Raw genomic sequence first — 13695 nt, forward strand, 5'->3', positions numbered from 1 at the left:
GTGTTGAGACAGGGACGACCGATCCAATGACAATGACCGATATCCGATTTCCCGTAGATGGCCGAACTCGCAAGATGTTCGTCGATGGCGCGTGGGTTGAGGCCCGCTCGGGAAAAGTCCTCGAGACGCGCAATCCCGCGACTGGCGAGGTGATCGGCCGTGTCCCGCGTGGCGATGCTGGCGACATCGACATTGCCGTTAGCGCCGCCCGGCGCGCCTTCGTGGGACCGTGGAGCCGCTTCAAACCGTTCGAGCGACAGGCTCTGCTCCTGCGCATTGCCGATCTGTTCGAGAAGCATTGGGAGGAGATCAGTCGGTCCGACACCGCCGACATGGGTATGCCGATCGTCAGGACGCGGGCGAACAAGCTTCGCGTGCTCGGCATGCTCAGATACTACGCCGGCATGGCGACGGCGATTCATGGGCAGACGATCGACAATTCGCTTCCCGGCGACATAGTTTCGTTCACGCGGAAGGAGCCGGTCGGCGTGGTCGGCGCGATCATCCCGTGGAACGCGCCCACCGCTGCATCGGTTTGGAAGATCGGACCTGCGCTCGCGACCGGATGCACCATCGTGCTCAAGCCTTCCGAAGAGGCGCCGCTAACGCCCCTCCTGATCGCGGATTTGATGAACGAGGCAGGTGTGCCGCCCGGCGTCGTCAACGTCGTGACCGGGACCGGCCCGGAGGCCGGCGCGCCTTTGGCCGAACATCCCGGTGTCGACAAGATCGTCTTCACGGGATCCACTGCCACTGGCCAGGCGATCATCCGAGCGTCGGCCGGCAATCTCAAACGGGTATCCCTCGAGCTTGGCGGAAAGTCGCCGGTCATCGTCTGCGCCGACGCGGACCTCGACAAGGCTGTCCCGATTGCCGCGATGGCAGCGTTCGCCAATTCGGGCCAGATCTGCATCGCCGGCTCCCGCCTGTTCGTCGAGCGAGCGATCCACGACGAGTTGGTCGAACGGCTCGGAAAGTTCGCTTCGGCCCTCAAGATCGGCGACGGAGCTGATCCCATGACGGAGATCGGACCCCTCGTTTCCGAGCGACAGCTCGACAAGGTCGAAGGCTTCCTGAACAGCGGACGCGACCAGGGCGCGAAGGTCGTGACCGGAGGCCGAAGACTGAGAGAGGGGAGTTTCGCGAAGGGCAACTTCGTCGAGCCGACCGTGTTCGCCGGCGTCTCCGACGACATGCAGATCGCCCGTGACGAAATCTTTGGTCCGGTCATTTCCGCACTGCCGTTCGACACGCTCGATGAAGCCGTGGAGCGCGCCAATGCGACACCATACGGGCTTGCGGCGGGTGTCTTCACGCGTGACGTGAGCAAGGCCCACATCATTTCGCGCAGTCTCCGGGCGGGATCGGTCTGGGTGAACACCTATCACGCGATCGATCCTGCATTGCCTTTCGGCGGCTACAAGATGAGTGGATATGGCCGTGAAGGCGGCACCGAACAGCTCGACGAGTACCTCAATACGAAGGGAGTCTGGATCAAGCTGGACTGACCCGATCATTCTGTCGGCTTCGCGATCAGTCGCGACGATACACATCTGATCGACGCTTCACCCAACGTGGCGCGCCGATGCCTGACCTTGCGCATTCGTGGCTGCGAGGGAAGAGACGAGACCACTACAATCAACCGAGCGAGTATCATGAAGGACAGTTACAAAATTGCGGTCGTGCACGGAGATGGCATCGGACCGGAAGTCGCTCGTGCGGCGGTTGCGGTGCTGCAGGCTGGTGTCCAGACCGGCACGCTCCAGTTCGTGGAATACCCGGCGGGTGCCACTCACTTTCTCGAAACGGGAGACTCCTTTCCGGCGACCTCGTTCGAGGGCTGTCGCGGGGCCGACGCCATTCTCCATGGTGCGGCTGGCATTCCCGGTGTGGTTCACCCTGACGGAACCGAAGCCGGACTTGATTTCACGCTCTCACTTCGCTTCAAGTTGGATCTGTATGCCAACGTGCGGCCCATTAGGCTCTACAAGGGCGTGCCGTCTCCGCTCGGGCATCCGGGGTCGATCGATTACGTCATCGTCAGGGAGAATAGCGAGGGGCTCTACGCCGCGCGCGGCGCGGGTGCGCTGCTGAGGGAGGAAGTCGCAGTCGACACGCTAGTTCAGACTAGGAAAGGTATCGAGCGTATCGTCCGGTTCGCGTTCGACCTCGCCAGATCGCGTAACGGCTCGCCAAAGGACGGCCGGCGCCGGGTCACCTGTTGCGACAAGGCCAATGTCCTGCGCACATATGCGTTCTTCCGTTCCGTCTTCGACGAGGTGGCCAAGGACTATCCCGACATTGAAGCCGAGCACGTCCTTGTTGATGCGATGACCGTTCATCTCGTCAACAAGCCATCGCACTTCGACGTCATCGTCACCGAGAACATGTTCGGCGACATCATTTCCGATCTCGGTGCCGCGACGGTCGGCGGCATGGGCATGTCTCCGTCGGAAGAAGTCGGTGATGGAATCGGCTTCTTTCAAGCTTCGCATGGCTCGGCGCCCGACATAGCAGGAAAGGGGCTCGCCAATCCCTATGGAACGATCCTGGCTGCGATACTGATGCTGAGACGCCTGGACCGGCGCTATCGCGATGATCGGCTGCGCCTTGGTGCCGACAGGATGGAAGCTGCCGTGTGCGCCGGGTTGGAGGATGCAGCGCTGAGGACACGGGACATCGGCGGCAATGCGACGACCAGTCAGGTCGTGGATGCGCTCCTGAAGCTGCTCTGAGCGGGAGGGCGTCAGCGCAGCTGGGAAAGACTTGAGCGGATCAAAGAGATCAGCTGCTCGGTGTTCGGGCGCCTGACCGAGTTGCGCGTGGTAATCAAGCCAATCTGGCGAAGCTTGATTTGATCGGAGAGCGGGACCACACGAAACCGCTGCACGCCGGCCTGCACCAGCGCGACTCGTGGCACGATCGCGATGCCGAGGCCGGACGCGGCCAGTGCCACCGCTGTCGTGGCGGCCTGAACTTCAAATTGAACATCGAGCCGGACGTGGAGCGTCTCCAGCGTCTCGTCGATCAACCCTCGCACGGCTGTCGTTTTCGACAGCAGGATGACCGGCTTGTCCACCAGATCGGCGAATCCTGTGCTTGCTTGCCCCTCGTCGAACACCGGCGGTACGCAGGCAAAAAGGGGGTCCTCAAGCATCGGCTCGAACTCATAGTCCCCCATGTCGGGGACTTGCGGACCAATACCGAACTCGACATCCTGCCGCTTGAGGAGTTCAAGCATAGGCGTCGTGGAGAGCTCCATGAGCTGGACCTGGCTCCGCGGATAGCGGACCTTGAATGTCGCCAGGATGTTGGGCAGCCATCCGGACGCGAGCGTCGGAACGCAGGCCATGCGAATGTGACGGCTGCGGGACTGTGCTGACTCGCTCAGCAAATCCAGCCCGGACTGAACTTCCTGGAGGGCGCGCTTTGCCTGCTCGAACAGAATTCGCCCCTCAGATGTCAGCAATACTTTCTGCGGCGTTCTGCGAAAAAGGAGGACGCCGATCTGCTCCTCCAAGTCGCGGATCTGCATGCTGACCGCAGAAGGAGACCGGTTCGATTCCTCGGCGGCCTTCCGGAAGCTTTCGTGCTCAGCTGCAAGCAGGAAGGTATGGAGAAGCTTGAGATTGATGTTCGACAAGTCCTATGCCCTGCTTCTGCGTTTCCGCGCATGTGACGGGGAGGGACAAAGCCCCCGTGCGCCGGAAGACCGATCTGTTCACAATATCCAGCGGCGATTGGTACGTATATCGAGTGGAAAGTTCAGCCGTCGTTCCTGGGGGCCATCTGCTCAATTCCCTCGTCGGGAATAGCGAAATTCGCCATGAACGTTTGTTCGCCCGATACCGACAAAAATGCCAACAAAACGGACGGCCGGAGCGAACTTTTACTTGTGGTTTCAATGCATCGCGAAGATTTTCCGGAGAAATCCGGGATCGAACCGACGGCTTAAGGCATAGTTATTATTAGTGTTTTATCGTGGTGCCCCTGGCCGGAATCGAACCAGCACTCCTTGCGGAACTCGATTTTGAGTCGAGCGCGTCTACCAGTTCCGCCACAGGGGCCCTCGGTCGGCCCCATAGGCGGCGTCGCGAAGCCGGCGGACTATAGCCATGGACGGGGCGGGGTCAACCCGCGCCAAAGTGATGTCAGCCGTTCTCGACAGCCGCATGGGCCGGGGCTAGAGGCTGGGGCGCGAGAGATGCCAAAGAGGCTGCCGTGACCACCGAGAGTGCCGCCATACCTGCGTTCAAGCCGGCCGCCACGAGCCCCGCGCTGACCGCCTCGGCGATGGTCACGCTGGTCGCCGTAGCCACGATTGCGGGCGCCTGGTTCTTCCAGCTCGTCCTGGAGATCCTGCCCTGTCCATTGTGCCTGGAGCAGCGCTACGCCTACTACCTCGCAATACCGCTCGGTGCGCTCACGGCGCTGGCGGCGCGGAGCGGCGCGCCGCGGCCGCTGCTGCTGGCGGGGCTCGCGATCCTCGCCCTGGCGATGCTCGTCAATGCCGGTCTCGGCGCCTACCATTCCGGGGTCGAATGGGGGTTCTGGAAGGGGCCGACCGACTGCTCCGGGCCCGTCGTCAATCTCGGCAGCGCCGCCGATCTCTTGTCGAAGCTCGACACCGTGAAGGTGGTGCGCTGCGACGAGGTGCAGTGGCGCTTCCTCGGCCTCTCGCTCGCCGGCTACAACGTGCTGATCTCGCTCTTGATGGCCGCGATCACCGCGTGGGGATTGGTGCGGACGGCGAAGCGCTAAAGCTCAATCGTCCACGTCGTCCTGCGTGCGCCCGAACAGGTGCACGATGCCCGGCGTTGCGATCGTCACGAAAACGAAACGCGACAGGTGATGGGCGCCGACGAAGATCGGGTCGATGTGCAGCGTCAAGGCCAGCGCCAGCATCGCATCCATGGCGCCGGGCGCGAAGGCGACGATGACGTCGGAGAATTTCACCTGGGTGGTGAGCGCCACGATGCCGACGAAGATGGCGGAGACGGCGATGGCCACGGCAAACGAGCCCAGGGCCGCGCTGAGGTGGCCGGCGAGCGTCTTGATTCGCATCCGCGCGAAACGGCTGCCGATCAGTGCGCCGATCCCGATCAGCGCCACGCCGCGCACCCAATCCGGCAGGCCGCCCTCGACCCATCCGGCACCATGCAGCACGCTGGAGGCGATCATCGCGCCGAACATCCAGCTTGCGGGAAACCTGATCAGCCGCAACACGAGCGCTGCCGCCAGCGACGCGGCGGCCAGCTCGAGGAGATCGAGCGGCGAGGCGATGGTCGTTGCCAGCGACGGCGCAGCCGAGGGCGCGACTCCTGCAATCGCCAGCACCATCGGCAGCGCGGCGGTCAGGATGATGACGCGCATGGTTTGCACCACCGCAATGCCCGGCAGGTCGGCGCCGCGCTCGACCGCCAGGATCGTGATCTGCGACAGCGCGCCGGGGCTGCCGGCCAGGAAAGCCGAGGTGCGGTCCCAGCCATGGATGCGCTGGAGGTAATAGCTGGAGCCGAACGTGGAGCAGAAGGTGGCGAGCGCCAGCAGGCCGATGGTGAGAGGATAGGCGCTGACCTGCTGAAGCAAATGGCGCGAGACGACCGAGCCCAGCGAGATGCCGAGCAGCACCAGCACGGTCTGGGTCAGGATCGGCGGCAGGCTCAGCTGGCGGCCGGCGATTGCGGCGATCCCGACCGCGATCATCGAGCCGGAGATCAGCCCGCCGGGCAGGCCGGCGAGCAGAAACGCGAGGCCGCCGGCGGTGCCGATGACGAGCGTCTCCACCGTGCTCAGGATCTTGGCACGGCTCGGCCATTCGAACGACAGGGAGGCGGTGATTTGCTTCACGCCACCTTATCGCAAATCCGCCCGAGCCGCACAATTGCAGGCTCGTCATGCCGCAATGCGCGACGTCTTCCGCGGATGCTCGGAAGGAAGCATGACGGGCTTATTTCTTGTCGGCGGCGGGAGCTGCGGGAGCGGCGGCTGCGCTGCCGGCCTTCGCCTCCTTTTTGCATTCGCGACGGAATTTCTTGCGCTCCTTCCCCTTCAATCCCTTGGCGTCCGCTTGCTTCGAGCATTCCAGCGATTCCGCCGACCGCTCCTTCGTTGCCTTCTTGTCGGGGACAGTGGCGGCAGTGTCGGTCTTGGCGGCCGGTGCGGTGGTCTGCGCGAAGGCGGTGCCGGTGAGGAGCAGGGAGGCGAGCGCGACGGCGGCGAGGCGGGACGTGAAGGTCATGTGGTGCACTCTGCTTGCGAGAATTGCGAAGGGCTGAAACGTCGGCTCGTGTTGCTGAACGCGACATGAATGAGTGAAGCGGCGGGATCACTATATTTTGCCGGCGCAACTCATCGCATCCTTGTCGCAAGCGTCCGGCACGCTAGGATAGCAATCCTCAATTCACTTCCGTCAGGGAAGACCAAGCAGGAGACCCAAGGATGACCATTCAGACGAAATTGTTGTGTGCGATCGCAGCGTCGGGTGTCGCGGGATTGCTGGCGAGCGCGCCGGCGCAGGCATTGACCGCGCAGGAGTGTAGCGCGAAGTACCAGGCCGCCAAGAAGGACGGCTCGCTCGGCACCATGAAGTGGAATGACTTCCGCAAGGCCCAATGCGGTGCAGATGCGACGCCCGCCGCTGCGCCGACCGCGGCAGCGCCCACGGCTCCCGCGGAGCCGAAGCAGGCGAAGAAAGAGGCGGCGCCCGCCGCGGCGCCGGCCCTGCCGGCGGGACCTGCGATCTACCCGAACGCGGTCGATCCGAAATATGCCAAGGAGCCCGCCGGCAAGGCGCGCCTGCACACCTGCGTCGACCAGTACAATGCCAACAAGACCACCAACGGCAACGGCGGCTTGAAGTGGATCCAGAAGGGCGGCGGCTATTACAGCGAATGCACCAAGAAGCTGAAGGGCTCCGCCTGAGCTTCGAATGCTACGAAGGCCGGAGCAACGCTCCGGCCTTTTCGCCTGTATTTTGGCGCACGATCTTTTCGGAAAACCGCTGCACCCTTGACGCTTACGCGGCCCTTCAGGTAAGGATCTGGCTCAGTCGAGCAGCTTCTCGGCCGATTTCGCCACGAGCTGCGACCGCTTGCGCGGACCGCTCTCGACGAACAACAGGCTCTGGCCGAAGATGAAGCAGTAGAACAGGAAGGCCTGCGCGTCAGCCTCCTCGGTCGCAAGGCCGGTGGCTCGATAGAGGTCGCCGACGTGCTTGAGCCGCGCCGCATCGACGCTCGCCACCGCTGCCGCGGCGTTCTCGTCCGAGCGGGCCCATTGCCGGATCGCAAGCTCGATCGCCATGCCTTCCGGATTGAGCCGCTCGGAATAGAGCTGGATCACGGCCTTCAGCCGTTCGCGCGGCGCTTGCCCGTCAAGGCTTGTCTGCTGCGCGATCGCGGCGATGCGGCCCTTGCGCCAGGCTTCCAGCATGGCCTCGAGCAGCGCGGCGCGATCGGCGAAGCGCCGGTAGAACCCACCCTTGGTGACGCCGAGGTTTTTGGCGAGCACCTCGACCCGCACGCCCTCCACCCCCGCACGGGCGAGCTCGGCAAATCCAGCCTCGACCCAGACATCGCCCTTGCCGTCGCTCATGAAGGAAGCCTCACCCGGACTTGATACGGTGCCGTATTGCTAACGCGACACGGGTTTGATACGCTACCGTATCAACGATCAAGGACGAAATTGCGGGAGGAGTTGCGATGGAGCAGGAGGCAACCTATCGCGGCACGGTCTATCCATGGCAATGCGACCATGTCGGGCACATGAACATCATGTGGTATGTCGGCAAGTTCGACGAGGCCAACTGGAATCTGTTCGCTCGCATTGGCCTGACGCCGAGCTATTTGCGCTCCTCCGGCCGCGGCATGGCCGCGGTGCAGCAGAACATCGCCTACAAGCGCGAGCTGCTCGCCGGCGACATCGTCGAGATCCGCAGCCATCTGCTCGAGATCAGGGACAAGTCGATCCGCTTCCGGCACGACATGACGAATGCCGAGACTGGCGAGCTCGCCGCGACGTGCGAGATCACCGGCGTGCACATGGACCGCCAATTGCGGAAGTCCGCGCCGTTCGCCGATGCCATTCGCGAAGCGGCCTCGAGGCATCTTGCGGAACCTGCCGAGGTGTGAGCCATGACAGCCTTCGAGCCGAAAAACCCGGGCTACCGCGCGGCGGCCATCGCCATGTTCGATGGCCAGCCGGCCATGCGCACGCTCGGCATCGTGATCGTCCGCCTCGCACCGGGCGAGGTCGAGCTGGCGATGCTGCATGCACCGGCCCTCACACAGCAGAACGGCTTCATCCATGCCGGCATCATCACGGCCGGGCTCGACAATGCCTGCGGCGTTGCGGCCTTCAGCCTGATGCCGCCGGAGGCCGGTATCCTCACCGTCGAATTCAAGACCACGCTGCTCGCGCCCGCCCGCGGCGAGCGCTTCGTCTTCAAGGCCGAAGTGGTCAAGCCCGGCCGCACGCTGACCTTCTGCGAGGCAAAGGCCTACGCCGAGCATGACGGCAAGACCACGCTGATCGCCACGATGAGCGGGACGTTGATGGCGATGCTGCCTCGCGCGGCGGCTTAGCTGGACCGGGTGCGATTCGCGTGGCAATCCCGCCCGCGCCATTCTATATGACCCGTAACAATGGCCGGTCCGCGGGCATATTATCCGCAAGATGGGGCCGGAACGGGACGAGATATGACCGGATTTGGGAAGAGTGGCCTTGCGCCGACGCGGCGCGCAGCCTTGACGCTGATCGGAGCGGGTGCTCTCGCGGTGGGTGGCATCGTCCCGGCGCGCGCGGCGGCCGGTGATGACGAGGTGCTGACCGAAGCCAAGGTGCTGCGCGATCCCGACACGCCCGTCGCAGGCAATCCCGACGGCAACATCACCATCGTCGAATGGTCCGACTACAATTGTCCCTATTGCCGCAAGCTCGAGCCCGAGCTGCGCCAGGTGGTCCAGGACGACGGCAAGGTGCGGCTGGTGATGAAGGACTGGCCGATCCTCGGGCCGGTTTCGGTCACCGCGGCGCGGAGCGCGCTGGCGGCCAAATTCCAGGGCAAGTATCACCAGGCCCATGACGCCATGATCGGCGTCAGCTCGCGCCTGACCGAGCCGCGCATCAACGAGCTGCTGGCGGCCGCCGGGGTCGACATGGACCGGTTGAAGCGCGATCTCACCGGGCACGCCAAGGACATCGACGCCATCCTCAAGCGCAACAACGAACAGGCTGAAGCTTTCGGCTTCCATGGCACCCCGTCCTTCATCGTCGGCAAGTATCGCGTGCCCGGCGCGCTCAGCATGGCCGAGTTCGAGCAGGTCATCGCCGACGCCCGCAAGGCCAAGATGAACTGAGCGGCCGATATTTCAGGACGCAACAGAAAGGCGCCGTCGCGGAGTTCGCGACGGCGCCTTGTTCATGTCGATCGGACGAAATTACTTCGACGAGATGCGGACCCAGTCCTTGTGCGCGCGATCGCGCAGCGCATCCCAATCGGCCTTGGCGACGTCCCAGTTCACGATGGTACGGTTGGTCGTCGCGACCTCACCCTTGGCGACCGACGACGTCTGCATGGAATCATAGATGTAGACGCCGCACGCAAGCAGCAGCGCGCCCAGGATCATTCCAAAAAAAGTCTGCATGGCGAACCTCCGGTGACGGGCAATAACGTCGGCCCGGAGTGATGGTTCCGCGACCATGCGGCGCATCTAAGGAGAGATTGTTCATTCTGCATTCAGCCACTCCATCAGCTCCGCATTGATCTCGCGCGGATAGGTGTGGCTGAGGTCGTCGACCTCGCGATAAATGACGTCGGCACCGCCGGCGGAGAGTGCCGCCTGCGTCTGCCGTGCGGTCTGCACCGGAAACATCCAGTCGAGCTTGCCGTGAGTGATGAAGACCGGCAGGCCTTGCAGGCGCGTTGCGTCGGCCATTTCCGCCATCAGCGGATGGAAGGTCGCCGCAACAGGCGCGAGATGCGTGAAGGGCGAGGCGCCGTCGAGGCCGGTGACGTAGCAGAAGGTGCCGCCATCGCTCATGCCAGTTAGTAACATGCGCGAGGGGGTGATGCTCCAGCGGCTGCGCACAGCCTCGAGGATGCGCATGAGGTTCGGCGTGTCGGTGTCGTCGCCCATCAGCGCCCAGGTCGGCCCGGTCGCAGTCGGCGCCACCAGGATCGCGCCAAGACTGCGGGCGTCGCGGAGCCAGCTCCACAGAAAGCCGCGGCCGTTGCCGCTGCCGCCATGCAGCGCCATCACCAGCGGCATGGCACGCTCGGGCGTGTAATATTCGGGGACATAGACCGAGAAGCCGCCGCGACTGCCGGGCTCGTTGTGGTCGTGGAAGATGCCGGTATCTTCGCTCGCGCCGGCTTCGAGCTTCGACAACAAATCCGCATTGTCGCGATTGGCGGCGTTGAGGAAGAAGCCGCTCACGGGCGGAAACTTAACCGCCAGCGGATAAAGCGCCTCCTGCGCGCGCGGGACATGGCGCAGGGCGCGGAACACCGCGACGAGATCGCCATGGCCCCGCTCGACTTCACGAATGCCGGCAAAGGCAGCGAGCGTCTCGCCGCAGGCGCGATCGAGCCGCTCGCGCAGGCCAGCGAACTGCTCCGGCCAATCCCCGATTGCGGCGTGCGCCGTCTGCAGCGCCTCGTCCGGCGTGCCGATCGCATCCATCACCGAGGCGAAGGCTGGCGGATGCAGATGCCGTTGGAAGAAGCCGAGTGCTTCCAGCGCGTTGAGCAGCGGCGGCAGCACGGCCACGATGTCGTCCACCACGGCCTCGGTCATCGCCCGCTTCCTCAAAGCCCTTGGATCAGTGCAGCTTCGGCGCCTTCAAGAGCTTGAAGCGATCGGTCGACGTCACCGTGACGTCGAAGGTGACGCCTTCATGATGAACGGTGAGCGGCACGTCGACGCCGGCGGCGCCGAGCGCCCACATCTTCTTGTAGAAGGCGGTCTGGCTCGTCACCTTGTCGCCGTTGACGGCGAGGATGACGTCGCCGGTCTTCAGCTCGGCGCGAGCGGCCGGGCCGTTGGCGGAGATCCCGATCACCACCACGCGGTTGTCGATCTCGGTCGAGTACAGCCCGAGCCAGGGCCGTGCCGGCTTGTTGACGCGGCCGAATTTGCGCAAGTCCTCCAGGACCGGCTTCAGGAGATCGATCGGCACGATCATGTTGACGTGCTCGGCCTTGCCGTCACGTTCGCGCTCGAGCTGGAGCGAGCCGATGCCGATCAGCTCGCCGCGTTCGTTGAGCAGCGCCGTGCCGCCCCAGTTCGGATGTGCGGGAGAGGTGAAGATGGCCTCATCCAGCAGATATTCCCAGTAACCGGCGAATTCCTGTTTCGCCACGACCTGGCTCGCGACCGAGCGCGTGCGTCCGCCGGCGCCGCCGACCACGACGCGGTCGCCGATCCGCGTCGCCGCCGACGAGCCGAGCGGCAGCGGCGCAATGTCGAGCTGGCCGAGCGCCTGCACCAGCCCGAACCCGGTCTCGGAATCGAAGCCGAGCGCATGGCCCTCCACCACGCGCCCATCGGCGCGGTGCAGCCAGACTGACTCTGCCTCGGTGATGAGATAGCCTATCGTGAGAACCAGGCCGTCGTCGATCACGACGCCGTTGCCGGCGCGTTCGGTGCCCAGCGTCTCGGCACTGAACGCGTCCGGGGGGATGATGGCGTGCAGGCCGACGACGGAGCCGAGCGCGCGGTCGAGATCGAAACCGTAGTCGCTCGCCCGCGGCTGGTTCGCCGGCGGCACTCTCCATTCGGTCAGGGTGCTCATCGAGTTCTCCTGGCTGAGGGCATCGCTCCGGCAAGTCTGGCGGAGCGACGCGCGAAGCACGCCTAATTTAGGCCGGAGCAGGCGGTCTTGAAAGCCTCGTTCCCAACTATTCGGGAGAACGCTGCGTGAAATTTTCGAAAGGCCTGGAAACACCTCTTGCACGGGTCGTCATGTTATCCGGCCCCCGCCGCATGGCTGCTGTCCGGCGCGGTGCTAGGCGCCGTGCAGTGAAGCTGCTAACCATTGCCGCTTCGTTGGACCAAGGGATCACGGACGACAAGCATGGACAACCGCAGCGACATCTGGCGTGGCATCGATACGATCAAGGAACGTTTCATCGACCTCAGCGACAGGGTCTGGGGCATGCCTGAGGTCTGCTACACCGAGGCGCGGTCCGCCGCCGAGCATCTCGCCGAGCTGCGCCATCAGGGATTCCGCATCACCGAGAACGTCGCCGGCATCCCGACGGCGCTGATCGGCGAGTGGGGCGAGGGCGGTCCGGTCATCGCCTTCATGGGCGAGTACGATGCGCTGCCGGGCCTCAGCCAGGAGGCGGGTGTTGCCGAGCATCGTCCGATCGAGACCGGCGGCCATGGCCATGGCTGCGGTCACAACCTGCTCGGTTCCGCCGCGCTGCTCGCCGCGACGGCGGTAAAGGACTGGCTGGCGGAGAACAAGGTGCCCGGCCGCGTGCGCTATTACGGCTGCCCTGCGGAAGAAGGCGGCGCCGCCAAGGCCTTCATGGTGCGCTCCGGCGCGTTCGAAGACGCCGACATCGCCATCACCTGGCACCCTCACAGTTTCTGGGAAGTGGCGGTGACGCCGTCGCTCGCGAATACGCGCGCCGATTTCACCTTCACCGGCCGCACCTCGCATGCGGCGGCCTCGCCACATCTCGGCCGTTCGGCGCTCGATGCGGTGGAATTGATGAATGTCGGCGTCAACTACATGCGCGAGCACATGCCGAGCGACGCGCGCGTGCACTACGCGCTGCTCGACACCGGCGGCATCGCGCCCAACGTGGTGCAGGCCCATGCGCGCGTGCGCTATTCGATCCGCGCGCGCGATCTTCCCGGCATGAACGAGCTGGTCGAGCGCGTGTCGAAGATCGCGCAAGGCGCCGCGTTGATGACCGAGACCAAGGTCGAAATGAAGATCATCTCCGCGGTCTCCAACATCCTGCCGAACGGGCCGCTGGAGCAGGCGCTGCACCAGGTGATGGAAGAGCTCGGACCGCCGCATTTCGACGATGCGGACAAGAGCTTTGCCGGCCAGATCCGTGCGACCTTGAGCGACAAGGACATCGCCTCCGTCTATTACGCGATCGGCATGGACCCGACCGATCGGCCGCTGGCCGACTTCCTGGTGCCGCTCGATGCCAAGCGCAACCCGCTCGTCGGCTCGACCGATGTCGGCGACGTGAGCTGGGTGGTGCCGACGGTGCAGGTGCACGCACCGACGGTTGCAATCGGCACGCCCTTCCACACCTGGCAGGTGGTGGCGCAGGGCAAGAGCCCGCACGCGCACAAGGCCATGGTGCAGGCGGCCAAGGCCATGGCCGGTCTCGGCATCAAGGCGCTGACGGAACCGGAGCTGATCAAGGCCGCCAAGACCGATCTCCAGAAGCGGACGGCCAGGACACCTTACGTCTGTCCGTTGCCGGATCAGGTCGCGCCGCCGCTCGACATGTCCGTGGCGTAGAATCGGCCTCGATACTTCGTCTGATCCAGCGAACAAATTTTCCGCAGTGCAGCGCGCAATCCAGCAGATTTTGCTGCTGGATTGCCGAACGGATGGGCTGCTGAGCGCAATTTTGCCCAACGGACAGCCAGAAGACCGTTTGCATACACACGGTCCCAGTTGACGTGCACCCCATTCGGTGTGCCATCTACCGCCAGC

General features: G+C 64.3%; 15 protein-coding genes and 1 tRNA gene. 8 read left to right on the top strand and 8 right to left on the bottom strand.

From position 1 onward, the window contains the following. Positions 1-26 precede the first annotated feature (26 nt). Both DCG74_RS07720 and DCG74_RS07725 read left to right on the top strand, forming a co-directional pair. Positions 27-1508 carry an aldehyde dehydrogenase gene (locus DCG74_RS07720; RefSeq protein ID WP_172786003.1) on the top strand — a complete coding sequence of 494 codons (1482 nt, stop codon included), beginning with the start codon at positions 27-29 and terminating at the stop codon, positions 1506-1508. A 147-nt stretch (positions 1509-1655) separates the two neighbouring features. Then, a complete protein-coding gene (locus DCG74_RS07725) occupies positions 1656-2735 on the top strand; it encodes an isocitrate/isopropylmalate dehydrogenase family protein (RefSeq protein ID WP_172786002.1) in 1080 nt (359 codons plus the stop codon). An 11-nt stretch (positions 2736-2746) separates the two neighbouring features. On the opposite strand, the gene DCG74_RS07730 is transcribed toward DCG74_RS07725, so the two are convergent. Both DCG74_RS07730 and DCG74_RS07735 read right to left on the bottom strand, forming a co-directional pair. Continuing rightward, entirely contained in the window at positions 2747-3643 is an 897-nt protein-coding gene (locus DCG74_RS07730) for a LysR family transcriptional regulator (protein WP_172786001.1), read from the bottom strand. Between the two features lie 339 nt (positions 3644-3982). Further along, positions 3983-4067 (bottom strand) — tRNA-Leu (locus DCG74_RS07735). 154 nt (positions 4068-4221) lie between these two features. On the opposite strand from DCG74_RS07735, the gene DCG74_RS07740 reads away from it, so the two are divergent. Beyond that, positions 4222-4761 (top strand): disulfide bond formation protein B, encoded by a 540-nt coding sequence (locus tag DCG74_RS07740; RefSeq protein ID WP_172786000.1) that lies wholly within the window; start codon positions 4222-4224, stop codon positions 4759-4761. Between the two features lie 3 nt (positions 4762-4764). Here the strand turns inward: DCG74_RS07740 and DCG74_RS07745 are convergent, their stop codons facing one another. Beyond that, the gene (locus DCG74_RS07745; RefSeq protein WP_172785999.1) at positions 4765-5850 is read right to left on the bottom strand and encodes an AbrB family transcriptional regulator; all 1086 of its coding nucleotides are present in this window, start codon (positions 5848-5850) and stop codon (positions 4765-4767) included. A gap of 100 nt (positions 5851-5950) precedes the next feature. Then, entirely contained in the window at positions 5951-6241 is a 291-nt protein-coding gene (locus DCG74_RS07750) for a PsiF family protein (RefSeq protein WP_172785998.1), read from the bottom strand. 200 nt (positions 6242-6441) lie between these two features. On the opposite strand from DCG74_RS07750, the gene DCG74_RS07755 reads away from it, so the two are divergent. Continuing rightward, positions 6442-6924, top strand: coding sequence for a hypothetical protein (locus DCG74_RS07755; RefSeq protein WP_172785997.1), 483 nt, complete (start codon positions 6442-6444; stop codon positions 6922-6924). 123 nt (positions 6925-7047) lie between these two features. Here the strand turns inward: DCG74_RS07755 and DCG74_RS07760 are convergent, their stop codons facing one another. Further along, entirely contained in the window at positions 7048-7596 is a 549-nt protein-coding gene (locus tag DCG74_RS07760) for a TetR/AcrR family transcriptional regulator (RefSeq protein ID WP_172785996.1), read from the bottom strand. Between the two features lie 107 nt (positions 7597-7703). Between DCG74_RS07760 and DCG74_RS07765 the strand changes: the two genes are divergently transcribed. The 3 genes from DCG74_RS07765 to DCG74_RS07775 all read left to right on the top strand — a co-directional run bounded on the left by DCG74_RS07765 (position 7704) and on the right by DCG74_RS07775 (position 9359). Then, on the top strand, positions 7704-8132 hold the full coding sequence (locus DCG74_RS07765) for a thioesterase family protein (RefSeq protein WP_172785995.1): 429 nt from the start codon (positions 7704-7706) through the stop codon (positions 8130-8132). 3 nt (positions 8133-8135) lie between these two features. After that, positions 8136-8585, top strand: a complete 450-nt coding sequence (locus DCG74_RS07770) for a PaaI family thioesterase (protein ID WP_172785994.1) — start codon at positions 8136-8138, stop codon at positions 8583-8585. Between the two features lie 114 nt (positions 8586-8699). Then, positions 8700-9359 carry a DsbA family protein gene (locus DCG74_RS07775; RefSeq protein WP_172785993.1) on the top strand — a complete coding sequence of 220 codons (660 nt, stop codon included), beginning with the start codon at positions 8700-8702 and terminating at the stop codon, positions 9357-9359. Between the two features lie 81 nt (positions 9360-9440). Here the strand turns inward: DCG74_RS07775 and DCG74_RS07780 are convergent, their stop codons facing one another. From DCG74_RS07780 to DCG74_RS07790, 3 genes are all read right to left on the bottom strand, one after another. Further along, the gene (locus DCG74_RS07780; RefSeq protein ID WP_172785992.1) at positions 9441-9647 is read right to left on the bottom strand and encodes a hypothetical protein; all 207 of its coding nucleotides are present in this window, start codon (positions 9645-9647) and stop codon (positions 9441-9443) included. 81 nt (positions 9648-9728) lie between these two features. Beyond that, positions 9729-10799 (bottom strand): phospholipase, encoded by a 1071-nt coding sequence (locus DCG74_RS07785; RefSeq protein ID WP_172785991.1) that lies wholly within the window; start codon positions 10797-10799, stop codon positions 9729-9731. Positions 10800-10824: 25 nt separating this feature from the next. Next, positions 10825-11796, bottom strand: a complete 972-nt coding sequence (locus DCG74_RS07790) for a S1C family serine protease (protein WP_172785990.1) — start codon at positions 11794-11796, stop codon at positions 10825-10827. Between the two features lie 282 nt (positions 11797-12078). Between DCG74_RS07790 and DCG74_RS07795 the strand changes: the two genes are divergently transcribed. Further along, complete coding sequence (locus DCG74_RS07795; protein WP_172785989.1) at positions 12079-13497, top strand: M20 family metallopeptidase; 1419 nt, start codon at positions 12079-12081, stop codon at positions 13495-13497. Positions 13498-13695: the final 198 nt, after the last annotated feature.

The sequence above is a fragment of the Bradyrhizobium sp. WBAH42 genome (assembly GCF_024585265.1).
In the GTDB taxonomy this organism is placed as follows: Bacteria; Pseudomonadota; Alphaproteobacteria; order Rhizobiales; family Xanthobacteraceae; genus Bradyrhizobium.

Coding starts and splice junctions, on each gene's coding strand:
- DCG74_RS07795 (WP_172785989.1), top strand. CDS start 12,079: ATGGACAACCGCAGCGACATCTGGCGTGGCATCGATACGATCAAGGAA.
- DCG74_RS07780 (WP_172785992.1), bottom strand. CDS start 9,647: ATGCAGACTTTTTTTGGAATGATCCTGGGCGCGCTGCTGCTTGCGTGC.
- DCG74_RS07790 (WP_172785990.1), bottom strand. CDS start 11,796: ATGAGCACCCTGACCGAATGGAGAGTGCCGCCGGCGAACCAGCCGCGG.
- DCG74_RS07765 (WP_172785995.1), top strand. CDS start 7,704: ATGGAGCAGGAGGCAACCTATCGCGGCACGGTCTATCCATGGCAATGC.
- DCG74_RS07755 (WP_172785997.1), top strand. CDS start 6,442: ATGACCATTCAGACGAAATTGTTGTGTGCGATCGCAGCGTCGGGTGTC.
- DCG74_RS07760 (WP_172785996.1), bottom strand. CDS start 7,596: ATGAGCGACGGCAAGGGCGATGTCTGGGTCGAGGCTGGATTTGCCGAG.
- DCG74_RS07775 (WP_172785993.1), top strand. CDS start 8,700: ATGACCGGATTTGGGAAGAGTGGCCTTGCGCCGACGCGGCGCGCAGCC.
- DCG74_RS07770 (WP_172785994.1), top strand. CDS start 8,136: ATGACAGCCTTCGAGCCGAAAAACCCGGGCTACCGCGCGGCGGCCATC.
- DCG74_RS07725 (WP_172786002.1), top strand. CDS start 1,656: ATGAAGGACAGTTACAAAATTGCGGTCGTGCACGGAGATGGCATCGGA.
- DCG74_RS07720 (WP_172786003.1), top strand. CDS start 27: ATGACAATGACCGATATCCGATTTCCCGTAGATGGCCGAACTCGCAAG.
- DCG74_RS07785 (WP_172785991.1), bottom strand. CDS start 10,799: ATGACCGAGGCCGTGGTGGACGACATCGTGGCCGTGCTGCCGCCGCTG.
- DCG74_RS07750 (WP_172785998.1), bottom strand. CDS start 6,241: ATGACCTTCACGTCCCGCCTCGCCGCCGTCGCGCTCGCCTCCCTGCTC.